A 12,636-nucleotide genomic window follows, 5' to 3' on the forward strand; every position below is an offset into this window, starting at 1 on the left:
TCAAATCGTCTTCGAGCGACGCTCGAAGACCGTCTTGCCGCCGCGCACGACGCGTGCGCAAAGCGGCCGGCCGATCCAGTAAGCCAGTTCCGCGAGCGATTGCACGTCCCACACCGCGAAGTCCGCCGGGCGTCCTTCGGCGAGCGTGCCGTGCCGCTCGGCGTCGCCGAGCGCACGCGCCGCGTGTTGCGTCACGCCTTGCAGCACCTCGGGCACGGTCATGCGGAACAGCGTGGTCGCCATATTCATCATGAGCAGTATTGACGTGGTCGGAGACGTGCCCGGATTGCTGTCTGTCGAGATCGCAATCGGCACCTCGTAGCGGCGCAGCAAGTCGAGCGGCGGCAATTGCGTTTCGCGAATGAAGTAATAAGCGCCCGGCAGCAGCACCGCGACGCTGCCCGCGGCTTTCATCGCCGCCACGCCGGCTTCGTCGAGAAACTCCAGATGGTCCGACGACAAGGCGCCGTAACGCGCAGCCAGCGCCGCGCCGCCGCTGTTCGACAATTGCTCCGCGTGCATCTTGACCGGCAGATTGCGGCGCGCGGCGGCTTCGAACACGCGCTCGCTCTGCGCGACCGAAAAGCCGATGCGTTCGCAGAAAACGTCCACCGCATCGACGAGGCCTTCGTCGGCCAGCGCGGGCAGCATGCGATTACACACTTCGTCGATATAGTCGTCGGCGCGTCCCGCGAATTCGGGCGGCAATGCGTGAGCGCCGAGGAAGGTCGTGCGCACCGTGACCGGATAGCGCTCGCCGAGTTGGCGCGCGACGCGAAGCATCTTGCGCTCAGCGGCGAGTTCGAGGCCGTAGCCCGACTTGATCTCGACGGCAGTGACGCCCTCGGCGAGCAGCGGCTCGAGGCGCGCGGCCGATTGCGCGTAGAGCTCCGCTTCGCTTGCGGCGCGCGTTGCGCGCACCGTCGAGACGATGCCGCCGCCATTGCGCGCGATCTCTTCGTAGCTCACGCCCGCGAGGCGCTGCGCGAATTCGTCGGCGCGCTGGCCGCCGTACACGAGGTGCGTGTGGCAGTCCACGAGGCCCGGGGTCACCCACGCGCCCTTGAGGTCTTCGCGCGGCCACTGCGCGAACTTCGCCGGCAACGACGCCGCCGCGCCCTGCCACGCGATCTTGCCGTTCTCGACGGCGATGGCCGCGTCTTCGATGGTGTGCCGGGGGTCGCCCTGCGGGCACAGCTTCAGGTGATGCCAGACAGTCTGGTTCATGGAGATTGCGCGGCGCTGCGAGGCGCCGCGTCGCTATCAGGTTCTCGAAGGTTCTCGATTCGCTTGCGCGTTCACGATGTCGAGGGCCATGGCGAGCAGTGCGCCCTCGCCTCGCGTTTCGATCCGCACAGCACGCGCCAAATGCGTCGTGTCGATGCGCAGCGTGTCGCCGGCCGCGAGCGCCGTGAGCTCGCCGCCATTCACGCGCACCTTCGCTTCGCCCTGTGCGCAATAGAGCAGCACGGTGTCGGCCTCGATGCGGCGCGCCACGTTCTCGCGCCACACTTCGAACTGCGCGCGCGCCGCGTCGCGGCGCACCATCAGGTTGAAGTCGCGCGTGGGCCCGTCGACGAGGCGCGCATCGATCGGCGCTTCGCCGTCGAAGCGCGCAACATCGAGCGCCTGCGTCAGCGTATGCGTGCGCACCGGCGCACCGCCGTCCGCCGCCGTCTCGTCGAGCACCATGCCGGCGCCTTCGAGCAGCACCAGCGTGCGCGCCACGCCGTCGAAACGCGAGAACGGGCCGGCCTGCCCGACGTCCGCCACGCTCACGCGCCATGCGAACCCATCGGCGGCCTGGCCCGGCACGGCGCCCGGCAGATGCGCGAGCGCGATCTCGCGCGTGACGCCGCCGCCGTTCTTCCACGGCGACGCCACGAGATCCGCCCCGCGCAGCAGCGTGAGCCGCGCGGCGCCCGCTTCGTCTACCTCGCGGGCGATGCTCATCGGCCCAGCATCGGCAGCTTGAGCCCGGCTTCGCGCGCCGTCCGCTGCGCAAGCTCGTAGCCCGCATCCGCGTGACGCATCACGCCCGTCGCCGGATCGTTCAGCAGCACACGGCCCAGACGCTCGTGCGCCGCCTGCGTGCCGTCCGCCACGATCACCACGCCCGAGTGCTGCGAGAAGCCCATGCCCACTCCGCCGCCATGGTGCAGCGACACCCACGACGCGCCACCCGCCGTATTCAGCAACGCGTTCAGCAGCGGCCAGTCGCTCACCGCATCCGAGCCGTCCTTCATCGATTCCGTCTCGCGGTTCGGGCTTGCCACCGAACCCGTGTCCAGGTGGTCGCGGCCAATCACGATCGGCGCCTTCAGCTCGCCGTTCTTCACCATCTCGTTGAACGCCTGGCCCAGACGATAGCGGTCCTTCACGCCCACCCAGCAGATCCGCGCCGGCAGACCCTGGAACGCGATGCGCTCGCGCGCCATGTCCAGCCAGTTGTGCAGGTGCGGATCGTCCGGAATCAGCTCCTTGACCTTCGCGTCCGTCTTGTAGATGTCCTCAGGATCGCCCGAGAGCGCCACCCAGCGGAACGGGCCCTTGCCCTCGCAGAACAGCGGGCGGATGTACGCCGGCACGAAGCCCGGGAAGTCGAACGCGTTCTCCACGCCCATTTCCAGCGCCATCTGGCGGATGTTGTTGCCGTAGTCGAGCGTCGCCGCGCCGCGTTCCTGCAGCGTCAGCATCGCCTTCACCTGGTGCGCCATCGACTGCTTAGCCACCTTCACGATGCTTTCCGGCGCCACCTTCTGCGCCTCGCGCCACTGCTCGACCGTCCAGCCCTGCGGCAGGTAACCGTTGATCGGGTCGTGCGCGCTCGTCTGGTCCGTCACGCAGTCCGGCGTGATGCCGCGTGCCACGCACTCGGCGAACACGTCGGCGGCGTTGCCCAGCAGGCCCACCGACACCGGCTTGCCCGCCTTCTTCGCTTCCTCGACGATGGCCAGCGCCTCGTCGAGCGTCCTGGCCTTGCGGTCCACGTAGCGCGTCTTCAGGCGGAAGTCGATGCGCGTCTCGTCGCATTCCACCGCGATCATCGAGAAGCCCGCCATCGTCGCGGCCAGCGGCTGCGCGCCGCCCATGCCGCCCAGGCCGCCCGTGAGGATCCAGCGGCCCGACGGGTCGCCCTTGAAGTGCTGGTTCGCCACCGAGAAGAACGTCTCGTAGGTGCCCTGCACGATGCCCTGCGAGCCGATGTAGATCCAGCTGCCCGCCGTCATCTGGCCGTACATCATGAGGCCCTTGCGGTCGAGTTCGTGGAAGTGCTCCCACGTGGCCCAGTGCGGCACGAGGTTCGAGTTCGCGAGCAGCACGCGCGGCGCGTCGGCATGCGTGCGGAACACGCCCACCGGCTTGCCCGACTGGATCAGCAGCGTTTCGTCTTCGTTCAGGTCCTTCAGCGACGCCAGAATCTGGTCATAGCATTCCCAGTTGCGCGCGGCGCGGCCAATGCCGCCGTACACCACCAGCGCGTGCGGGTGCTCGGCCACTTCCGGGTCCAGATTATTCTGGATCATGCGGTACGCGGCTTCGGCCAGCCAGGTCTTGCACACCTTCTCGCTGCCGCGCGGTGCGCGGATCGTGCGGCTCGGGTCGAGGCGGGGATCGGTGAAGTTCGGATGGTTCATGGCATTCGTCTCGGGATAGAAGTTCTTGCGCGGCCCAGGCCCTTCTGCCCACACCGGGCGATGGCCGGAAACGGCGTCGCGGCAACGTGAGCACCAGTCTACCGCCGCCAAGTTGTATATACAACTCGTTTCGACAAAACAAGCGTAGGGAATTACCCTGGCGGGTTTTCCAGCGGGGACTCAAGGGATAGAAGGGATGGAACGCCGGACGAAGGCGCCTATTGACTAGACAAGATGATGGCAGCGGCGCGAAGCCGCGCCATTTCAGACGGTGCCGGCCAGATGGAAGCGCGAAGCCGGGTGCCAGAGCCGCACCGAAGTCGCGACGTGCTTGCCGACCCACGTGCGGCGCAGCAGCAACAGGCAGGGCTCGCCGATTTCCATGGCGAGATGCTGGCGCACGTGCGCGTCCGGCTTTTGCGCGTAGATGCGGAACTCCGCGCGCTGAATGGGCGCGAGGCGCACCATGTAATTGTTCGGCGTTTCGAGCGTGAAATCCTGCGCGAGATAGTCGGGAAATACCTCGGGATTGACGTAGCGATCCTCGTACTGAATCGGCTCACCCTCTTCGTAGTGCACGATGCGCGAATGAAACGCCGGCCCGGCGTCGAGTTCGAGCGCGGCGATGGCATTCGGGTCCTCGCTGGATTCCAGCGCGAGCACGCGCGCCGTGTGGCGATGGCCGCGCGCGGCGATTTCATCGGCGATGTTGCGGATCTGCAGGACCGTCGATTCGTACTGGCGCGGCGCGACATAGGTGCCCGAACCGCGCACGCGGTTCAGCACCCCTTCGGCCATGAGTTCGCGCAGCGCGCGCGAAACGGTCATGCGCGCAACACCGAACTCCTTGACCATCTCCGTTTCGGAGGGCACGACGTCGCCCGGCTTGAGCGCGCCGCTTTCGATCTGGGCGAGGACGTGGCGCTTGATCTGTTCGTATGCGGGCAAAGGCGTGCCGCGCGCCGGCTTGTTTTGCATAATCGTCATCTGGAAATGGGCGGGCGCATTGCCCGGCTTTCGGCCTTGTTTTCAACTGGGCACGAGCGCTGCGCTCGGGCAAAGCCAACCTGACCGGGGCACATTGTACCGTCAGCGATCGGTCGTGCCGCACGTGTTGGTCCATGCGTTCGCCGATGCCTCGCCCGTTCCGCCCCGCGCGAGGCGGCGCGAGCCTGGGCCCGTGCTAAGATCGGCGGCTCCCACTCCGGCGGCGACGCCTCAACGGCGACCCGGCGGCGCAGCCCGCGACCGCAACTGCGCGGAATCCGCAAGACCCACGCTACAGGCCTTCCAACGTGAACGCTCCCACCCAACTCCTGTTCCTGCCCGGCGCGTCGGGCGATCCCGCGTTCTGGCAGCCGCTCGCAGACCAGCTCGAGCATCCCGCCGAGCGTCGCTTCCTCACTTATCCGGGTTTCGGCGGCGCACCCGCGGACCCCGAGGTCGAGAATTTCGAGGATCTCGTGCGCCAGATCGTCCAGCAGATCGACCGGCCTAGCGCGCTGATCGCCCAGTCGATGGGCGGCGTGCTCGCGTTGCGTGCCGCGCTGGCCAAGCCGGCGCTCGTCACGCATCTGGTGCTTGCCGCCACCTCGGGCGGCCTGGACACCCAGGCGCTCGGCGCGAGCGACTGGCGCGAGGAATTCGCCGCGCAAAACCCGCACTTGCCCGACTGGTTCCTCACCTTGCGCGAGGACCTCACGAGCGAGCTTGCGTATGTCCAGCAGCCGGTCATGCTGCTGTGGAGCGACGCGGATCCCATCAGCCCGCTAGCCGTCGGCGAAAAACTGCTCGAACTGTTGCCGAACTCGGAGCTCGACGTGGTGAACGGCGGCGGCCACGACCTCGCATGCGAGCATGCGCGCGTGCTTGCACCGCTCGTCGACGATTTCCTGCAAGCGGGCGTCGCCGCGTAGTCAGCGCCCGAGACCGGTCTGGCTACGCGTCGCTGCCGTCACAAGACGCGTGCATGGCGAGCGGCATCCATGCACGCGTCAGTTCATTGCTCGATCTGCCGGTTCCAGCGCGAATCCCACTGTGCGCGATGCTGGTTGATCACGTCCCAGTCCACCACCGTCACCTTCTTCACGAGCTGGTTGAGGTCGCCAAGGCTCTTTTGCATGTCCGGCGGCATGGTCGCGTTCTGATTGGTGGGAATCTGCTTGCCGGCAGCCGCGGCCTTGCTTTGAGCAGGCGCCGAAAGCAGGAATTGCGCGAGTTTTTGCGCGAGTTGCGGATCGGAATTGTTCTTCACGACGCACAGGTCGACGAGCAGCAGCACCGCGCCTTCCTTCGGATTCGCATAGGCCACGGGCAAGCCCTTATCCTTCAGGTCGCCGACGGCAGTGGGCGTGAGCGGGAAGATACCGGCCTCGCCCGTCTGGATCATCTCCGAGAGCTTGGCGGAGTTCGGAATATATTCGACGACGTTCGGCCCCACCGTGCTCGGCCACTTCGTGAAGCCCGGCTCGACGTTGTTCTCGCTGCCGCCCATCAGGCGGTTGATGGCCAGAAAGCCGTGCAGCCCGAAGGTGCTGCTGGAAGCAGACTGGAACACCACTTTGCCCTTGTACTTGGGATTTTCAAAATCGAGCCATGAAGTGGGGGGCGCCCAGCCTTTCTCGGCGAACAGCTTGGTGTTGTAGCCGATGCCGGTCATGCCGAGTTGCACGCCCGCGCCCATGTCGCCCTTCATGCGCGCGAACGGATACAGTTCCTTGAGCACCGGCGAATCGTCGAGCTTCTCGCACACGCCCATGCTGACCGCGCGCGCCATCACGCCGTCGTCGAGGAAAGCCACATGAATCTGCGGGCTGTTGCGGTTCGCCATGAGCTTGGCCAGCACGTCGGACGACGTGCCCGGCACGACCACGACTTTGACGTTATTGGCCTTTTCGAAGTCGGGCAGGACTTGGCTCGTGTAGGCCTTCTCCATCGGACCGCCGTTCATGCCGATATAGATCGTCTTCGTCTGCGACCAGGCAGAGGTGGAAAGACCCAAGGCGCAAAGCGCAGCCAGCGAAGCCAATGTGCGTGCGAATTTCATCAAGTGGACTCCTTATTGGATGGGGAGAGCGGCATGAACGGAAGGCTCGGTGAAGCGGCCGATTGAAAACGGTTCGATGGGCGTGCTCGCTGTGCCTTCGATGACGAGCTCAGCAAGAACTTCACCCACGCCCGGCGCGAGCAAAAAGCCGCCGCCGGAAAAGCCGAAGGCGTGCAGCAAGCGTGGCGTGGTATGGCTGGGGCCAATGATGGGATTGCTATCCGGCGTTTCGCCTTCTACGCCGCTCCAGGTGCGAATCAGCAACGCGTTGCGCAGTCCGGGCAGCAGCGCGCAGGCTTCGCGCATGACGGCGCGCGTGGTATCGCTGGAAGGCTGCGCGTACTCGCCGTCGCCGTGTCCGCGGCCGCCGCCGATCACGCAGTTGCCGCGCTCGACCTGGCGCGCGTAGACGCCGCCGCCATACACGCCCAGGTTGTGCTGAATAAAACGCGGCAGCGGCTCGGTCACCCACATGTTCGGATAAATCGGCTTCATCGGCGCCACCTCCCCGAATGCGCCCGCGACGGTGTTGGCCCAGGCGCCGGCGGCATTGATGAACCAGTCGGCGCTGATGCGTGCTTCGCCAGCGCGCATCTGGAAGCGGCGCCCATCAAAGCTCAGGTTGCCGAGCGCGGTTTGCTCCTGCACGTGCGCGCCCGCGCGGCGCGCCGCCGCCGCGAAGCCGGGCGAGACGAGACGCGGATTCGCCTGGCCGTCGCTCGCGCACAGCGACCCGCCTATCGCGGCCTTGCCGACCCACGGGTAGCGGCGGCGAAACGCGTCGCCGCTCATGACCTGCGACTCGACACCGTGTTCGCGCGCCATCGCGGACCATGCGTGAAGCGCCTCGATGTCGCTCTCGCGGCGCGCGAGGCGCAAATGCCCCGATACAACGAACTCCCCGTCGATGCCGATCAGTTCGGGCAGACGGCTCCAGACGCGCCGGGCCCGTACCGCCAGCGGCAACTGCTCGGCGGAACGGCCCTGGGTGCGCACGCCGCCGTAGTTCACGCCGCTTGCCTGCGCGCCGCAAAAGCGGCGCTCGAACAGGCCCACGCTCAAGCCCTTGCGCGCGAGCGCGAGCGCCGCCGAAGCACCCACGAGCCCGCCGCCCGCGATCACCACCTGGAAATGGCGTGTGTCATTCATCGTGGGCTTCCTCGTCGACGACCTGAACGCCGTCCTCGAACAGCATGGGTGAAATCGGGATCGGCTTGATGGGCGCCTGGCTACGCAACCGGCCCACTTCGTGCAGCGGCTTGCCGGTTTCCGCGCTGAGCAGCGCCACGGCCGATTCGCCGCACATGCGTCCCTGGCAGCGTCCCATGCCGATGCGCGTGAGCGCCTTCAGACGATTGACTTCCGTTGCAAGGCCACTGCGGATACAACTGCGCAACGTGCCCGCGCTCACTTCCTCGCAGCGGCAGACGGTCAGATCGTCGGGCCAACTGGCGGCACAATCGGCGGGCGGCGCAAAGGCCTGCTCGATACCCGCACGAAAGCGCGCGATGCGTTCGAGACGTTTCTCGATGGTGGCCGCATCGTGCGACTGCCCCGCCGATGCGATGCCGAGGTCTTCGAGCACGGCGAGCGCGGCACGGCGGCCCGCCAGTTCCGCTGCATCCGCGCCCGCGATTCCCGCGCCGTCGCCCGCGAGATAGACCCCTTCGAAGGAGCTACGGCCTGCCGCGTCGCGCTCGGGCAGCCAGCAGCGGTTGAGCGCATCGAAGCCGAAGCGGCAGCCCGCAAGATCGGCGAGCTGCGTTTCCGGACGCAGGCCGTAACCGAGGCCGACGGCGTCGCATGCGAGACGCTGCTCGACACCTTTGGCCGAGCGCCAGCGAACCGCTTCGACGGCCTCGCGGCCATCGATGGCCGCGAGAGACACGCCATGCTCGACACGCACGCCGCGCGCCTTGAGCGAGGCCACGTAATAAACGCCCTTCGCGAACGTGGCCGGTTGATTGAGCAGCGCGGGCGCGGCAGCGGCCTGGCGCGAGAACGGGCTGGTGTCGAGAACCGCAGCCACCTGCGCACCCGCTTTTGCGTATTGGTAAGCGACGAGATAGAGCAGAGGGCCGGTCCCTGCAAACACGGTACGATGGCCGATCGCGCAGCCTTGCGCCTTGAGCGCGACCTGTGCGCCGCCGAGCGTATAGACGCCGGGCAGGGTCCAGCCAGGCAGCGGAACGATGCGGTCGGTCGCGCCGCTCGCGATGATCAAATGCGACCACGGCACGCTCGCTTCCCTGCCCTCGCCCAAGGTCTCGATCCGCCCGGGCTCGCACGACCAGGCGAGCGTATCGGGCCGGTAGTCGATCTTCGAAAGAATCTGTGCCATGGCTTCGTGAGCCGCGTGAGCCTTCGTCGCCTCGAAGCCGTAGAGCGCGGCCCTGGTGCGCGAAAAACCGCCGCCCGCCTCGGGTTGGCGATAGATCTGCCCGCCCCAGCGCGCGTTCTCGTCGATCACGGTCGGCCGCAGGCCAGCGGCGACGAGCGTCTGTGCAGCGCGAATGCCGGCCGGCCCCGCCCCGACGATAACGATACGAGGAGTCATCGTGCTCATTTCCCAATTCCTTCGTTATCCGGATTGTCTTGCGTGAGCACACGCATGCCTTCGCGCAACGGCGTCGAGCAAGCGCGCAGCCGTGTGCCGTCCTCGCAGCGGACCCAACAGTCCTGGCACGCGCCAATCAGGCAAAAGCCCGCGCGCGGCGCGCCGCTGAATTCGCTGCGGCGCACGCGCCGCTGCTGCGTGAGGATCGCGGTGAGCAGCGTGTCGCCCGCGAGCGCCTCGACCTCGACGCCGTCGAGAACGAAGGACACGCGTGCGCGAGCCGTTTCGGCAACACGGACAAACTGGGCAAAGGGAAGCGGCGTGACGGTGCTCATATGCGGTCAACTGGCTGGCGTCAAAAAGTCAGGCGAAGTATCGGCACTGCGTTCAGTGCCGCCCTATCAGGATGCGATTGAGCCCGTAGACGCGATCGAGCAGCAGCATCGCGCCCGCGGTAATAAAAATAACGAGCGCCGATACGGACGCCATCATCGGGTCGATCGATTCGGTCGCGTACATGTACATGCGCACGGGCAGTGTGACGGTCTGCGGCGACGTCACGAAGATCGACATCGTCAGTTCATCGAAACTATTGATGAACGCGAGCAGCCACCCGCCCGTGATGCCGGGCACGATCATCGGCAGCGTGACGCGACGGAACGTGGTCCACGCGTTCGCGCCGAGCGACGAGGCCGCATGCTCGATGCTGCGGTCGAGGCCGCTCACCGAGGCGAGCACGAGCCGCATCACGAACGGCGTGATGATGATCATGTGCGCGAGAATCAGCCAGGCGAACGATCCGGTTGCGCCGATCAGCGCGAAGAAGCGCAGCAGCGCGATGCCCAGCACGAGGCCCGGTATCACGAGCGGGGAAAGCAGCAGCGCGTTGAGAAAACCGCGCCCCGGGAAACGCGCGCGGCCAATCGCGAGCCCGGCCGGCAGCGCGATGGCGAGCGAGAGCGTGGCCGAGGCGAAGGCGAGCTTCAGGCTGTTGAAGAATGCCGTGATGAAGTCCGGGTAGTCGAGAATGGCACGGAACCAGCGCAGCGAAAAACCGTGCGTGGGCAGCGTCAGGGTTTCGTCGGGCGTAAAGGCCACGAGAATGACGATGACGAGCGGCGCCAGCACGAACAGGATGACCAGGCTATGGAACGTGAGAGCGAGCAGTCCGTTTTTGCGCATGATGTGTAATCCGACGATGCAGGAACATCAGCCCATGCTGCGGGCGTAGCGGCGCTCGAGCACGCGGTAGTACGTGAGCATCACCACCAGATTCGCGACCAGCAGGAGCACGGCGATCGTTGCGCCGAGCGGCCAGTTCATCGAACTGAGGAACTGGTCGTAGACGGCGGTCGCCGCCACTTTCAGGCGCCTGCCGCCCAGCAGGCCCGGAATCGCGAACGCGCTTGCCGAGAGGCCGAACACCATGAGGCTGCCCGAGAGAATGCCGGGCAACAGTTGCGGCAGCACGATGCGGCGCAGCGTGGTGGCGGGCGACGCCATCAGCGAGAGCGCCGCATGCTCCGTTTGCGGATCGAGCCGCTGCAGCGAGGTCCACACGGGAATCACCATGAACGGCAGCATCACGTGCACGAGCGCAATGACGATCGCGAAGGTCGTGTATTCGAGCTTGAAGGGCCCCGCGCCGAACAGGCCGAAGAACTGGTTCACGAGGCCGTTCGTGTTGAGCAGCATGCTCCAGCCAAACGCGCGCACCACCACCGAAACGAGCAGCGGCGCAAGAATCACGAGCAGGAATAGCGAGCGCCACGGATCCTGCATGCGCGAGAGAATGTAGGCCTCGGGCGTGCCGATCACGACGCACAGCAGCGTGGTCAACGCGGCAATGCCGAAGGTGCGCAGGAAGATCGTATGGAAGTACGACGAGCCGAGCACCTCTACATAGTTGTGCAGATCGAATGCGGCGACTGGGCCGCTCGACGGATCGAAACGGTAGAAAGTCAGCGCGAACGTCATGGCGAGCGGCACGAGCACGAGCGCGGCGAAGAGCAACAGCGCGGGCGCGCTCATGAGCCACAGCGGCAGATAAGCCTGCCAGCCCCCGTGTGCCGTGGCGCGCGGCGCGCGTTGCGGAGTGGGTTGAGAAGCGGGAAGCGTGCTAGACATGGGGGCCGTCCTGCCGGATGAAGCGAATCGCGTCGCTATGCCAGTCGATGCCCACCTGGTCGCCTTCCGCAAGCGGCTCATTGCCTTCGTTCTGGCAGCACACGAGCATCTCTCCGGCACGGCTGTCGAGCCGGTAGAGCCACTGGCTGCCGAGGAAGAAGCGGCTCGTCACGCGGCCCGCGAGACGTCCCGAGCCGCTTGCGCACAGCTTGAGCTTTTCGGGGCGGATGCACAGCGTGATCGCGTCGCCCACGCCTACCGCCCGAGCGCGCTCGGGCAACTGCGCCATCGAGCCCGTCTCCGCGAGGTCGTTGCCGAGATCGACGCGGATCGTGTCGCCCTCGCGCGCGACGATGCGGCCCGCGAGCATGTTGGCCTTGCCGATGAACTGCGAGACGAAGTCGTTCTCGGGGCGTTCGTAGGCGCGATACGGCGTATCGACCTGCGTGATGCGCCCATGCTCCATCACGACCACGCGGTCGCTGATCGAAAGCGCCTCCGACTGATCGTGAGTGACCATCAGCGTGGTCGTGCCGATCTTGCGCTGAATCGCGCGCAACTCGAACTGCATCTCCTCGCGCAACTTGGCGTCGAGATTGGACATCGGCTCGTCGAGCAGCAGCACCGGCGGCGCAATCACGATCGCACGCGCGATCGCCACGCGCTGGCGCTGGCCGCCCGAGAGTTCGCGCGGAAAGCGGTGCGCATAGGCATCGAGACGCACCAGCGCAAGCGCCTCGTGGATGCGCGCCTTGCGCTCGGCCTTCTCGACGCCGCGCATCTCCAGGCCGAAGCTCACGTTCTGCTCGACGCTCATGTGCGGAAACAGCGCGTAGCTCTGGAACACGATGCCGAGGCCGCGCTTGTTCGGCGGCATGTGGGTGATGTCGCGGCCATCGAGCGTGATGCGGCCGTGCGTGGCCTCCACGAAGCCGGCAATCATCTGCAGCGTCGTGGTTTTGCCGCAGCCCGAGGGGCCGAGCAGCGACACGAATTCGCCCTTTTCCACCGACAGGTTGATATCGGCGACCGCCTGCAAGTCGCCGAACGATTTCGACACATCCGTCAACGTGAGGAACGACATGGTCTGGCCTTCCTGAATCGATCGCATTGCGTTGAAGCGACTCTAGCTAGCCAAATTTTCGACCGTCAATTTAAAATTCCAATGAATGATAGAGATTTGTCTTATATTCCGTTTAATGGAATATATTGACGAACTCACGGCCACGTCATTTCATCAGGCGATCATCGGGAAATCCCTGAATGAA

Annotated in this window: 12 protein-coding genes; 1 reads left to right on the plus strand and 11 read right to left on the minus strand. The window is 66.1% G+C overall.

All coding sequences use genetic code 11. The annotated features are described in order from the left end of the window. The 4 genes from hutI to hutC all read right to left on the minus strand — a co-directional run bounded on the left by hutI (position 1) and on the right by hutC (position 4,616). Positions 1-1,227, minus strand: coding sequence for an imidazolonepropionase (gene hutI / locus P5W98_RS16165; protein ID WP_421025305.1), 1,227 nt, complete (start codon positions 1,225-1,227; stop codon positions 1-3). Between the two features lie 36 nt (positions 1,228-1,263). Next, entirely contained in the window at positions 1,264-1,953 is a 690-nt protein-coding gene (locus P5W98_RS16170) for a HutD/Ves family protein (RefSeq protein ID WP_421025304.1), read from the minus strand. Then, the gene (gene hutU / locus P5W98_RS16175) at positions 1,950-3,638 is read right to left on the minus strand and encodes a urocanate hydratase (RefSeq protein WP_421042689.1); all 1,689 of its coding nucleotides are present in this window, start codon (positions 3,636-3,638) and stop codon (positions 1,950-1,952) included. Before hutU ends, P5W98_RS16170 begins: the two co-directional genes overlap by 4 nt. A 264-nt stretch (positions 3,639-3,902) precedes the next feature. Next, positions 3,903-4,616 (minus strand): histidine utilization repressor, encoded by a 714-nt coding sequence (gene hutC / locus P5W98_RS16180; protein ID WP_421027105.1) that lies wholly within the window; start codon positions 4,614-4,616, stop codon positions 3,903-3,905. Positions 4,617-4,933: 317 nt separating this feature from the next. Between hutC and P5W98_RS16185 the strand changes: the two genes are divergently transcribed. Further along, entirely contained in the window at positions 4,934-5,554 is a 621-nt protein-coding gene (locus P5W98_RS16185) for an alpha/beta fold hydrolase (RefSeq protein WP_421026987.1), read from the plus strand. 83 nt (positions 5,555-5,637) lie between these two features. On the opposite strand, the gene P5W98_RS16190 is transcribed toward P5W98_RS16185, so the two are convergent. The 7 genes from P5W98_RS16190 to P5W98_RS16220 are packed head-to-tail and all read right to left on the minus strand — an operon-like array spanning position 5,638 to position 12,452. Next, on the minus strand, positions 5,638-6,684 hold the full coding sequence (locus P5W98_RS16190; RefSeq protein WP_421026986.1) for an ABC transporter substrate-binding protein: 1,047 nt from the start codon (positions 6,682-6,684) through the stop codon (positions 5,638-5,640). A gap of 12 nt (positions 6,685-6,696) precedes the next feature. Further along, positions 6,697-7,833 carry an NAD(P)/FAD-dependent oxidoreductase gene (locus P5W98_RS16195; protein WP_421026985.1) on the minus strand — a complete coding sequence of 379 codons (1,137 nt, stop codon included), beginning with the start codon at positions 7,831-7,833 and terminating at the stop codon, positions 6,697-6,699. Next, a complete protein-coding gene (locus tag P5W98_RS16200) occupies positions 7,826-9,250 on the minus strand; it encodes an NAD(P)/FAD-dependent oxidoreductase (protein WP_421026984.1) in 1,425 nt (474 codons plus the stop codon). Before P5W98_RS16200 ends, P5W98_RS16195 begins: the two co-directional genes overlap by 8 nt. After that, positions 9,247-9,576 carry a (2Fe-2S)-binding protein gene (locus tag P5W98_RS16205; protein WP_421026983.1) on the minus strand — a complete coding sequence of 110 codons (330 nt, stop codon included), beginning with the start codon at positions 9,574-9,576 and terminating at the stop codon, positions 9,247-9,249. Before P5W98_RS16205 ends, P5W98_RS16200 begins: the two co-directional genes overlap by 4 nt. Before the next feature lie 52 nt (positions 9,577-9,628). Then, complete coding sequence (locus tag P5W98_RS16210; RefSeq protein ID WP_421026982.1) at positions 9,629-10,423, minus strand: ABC transporter permease; 795 nt, start codon at positions 10,421-10,423, stop codon at positions 9,629-9,631. Between the two features lie 27 nt (positions 10,424-10,450). After that, on the minus strand, positions 10,451-11,368 hold the full coding sequence (locus tag P5W98_RS16215) for an ABC transporter permease (protein WP_421026981.1): 918 nt from the start codon (positions 11,366-11,368) through the stop codon (positions 10,451-10,453). Then, positions 11,361-12,452 carry an ABC transporter ATP-binding protein gene (locus P5W98_RS16220; protein WP_421026980.1) on the minus strand — a complete coding sequence of 364 codons (1,092 nt, stop codon included), beginning with the start codon at positions 12,450-12,452 and terminating at the stop codon, positions 11,361-11,363. The genes P5W98_RS16215 and P5W98_RS16220 overlap by 8 nt, the downstream gene beginning before the upstream one ends. Between the last annotated feature and the right edge of the window lie 184 nt (positions 12,453-12,636).

This window comes from Paraburkholderia sp. A1BS-2L, from assembly GCF_051125205.1.
GTDB lineage: Bacteria > Pseudomonadota > Gammaproteobacteria > Burkholderiales > Burkholderiaceae > Paraburkholderia.

Coding starts and splice junctions, on each gene's coding strand:
- hutC (WP_421027105.1), bottom strand. CDS start 4,616: ATGCAAAACAAGCCGGCGCGCGGCACGCCTTTGCCCGCATACGAACAG.
- P5W98_RS16200 (WP_421026984.1), bottom strand. CDS start 9,250: ATGAGCACGATGACTCCTCGTATCGTTATCGTCGGGGCGGGGCCGGCC.
- P5W98_RS16190 (WP_421026986.1), bottom strand. CDS start 6,684: ATGAAATTCGCACGCACATTGGCTTCGCTGGCTGCGCTTTGCGCCTTG.
- P5W98_RS16215 (WP_421026981.1), bottom strand. CDS start 11,368: ATGTCTAGCACGCTTCCCGCTTCTCAACCCACTCCGCAACGCGCGCCG.
- hutI (WP_421025305.1), bottom strand. CDS start 1,227: ATGAACCAGACTGTCTGGCATCACCTGAAGCTGTGCCCGCAGGGCGAC.
- P5W98_RS16210 (WP_421026982.1), bottom strand. CDS start 10,423: ATGCGCAAAAACGGACTGCTCGCTCTCACGTTCCATAGCCTGGTCATC.
- hutU (WP_421042689.1), bottom strand. CDS start 3,638: ATGAACCATCCGAACTTCACCGATCCCCGCCTCGACCCGAGCCGCACG.
- P5W98_RS16205 (WP_421026983.1), bottom strand. CDS start 9,576: ATGAGCACCGTCACGCCGCTTCCCTTTGCCCAGTTTGTCCGTGTTGCC.
- P5W98_RS16195 (WP_421026985.1), bottom strand. CDS start 7,833: ATGAATGACACACGCCATTTCCAGGTGGTGATCGCGGGCGGCGGGCTC.
- P5W98_RS16170 (WP_421025304.1), bottom strand. CDS start 1,953: ATGAGCATCGCCCGCGAGGTAGACGAAGCGGGCGCCGCGCGGCTCACG.
- P5W98_RS16220 (WP_421026980.1), bottom strand. CDS start 12,452: ATGTCGTTCCTCACGTTGACGGATGTGTCGAAATCGTTCGGCGACTTG.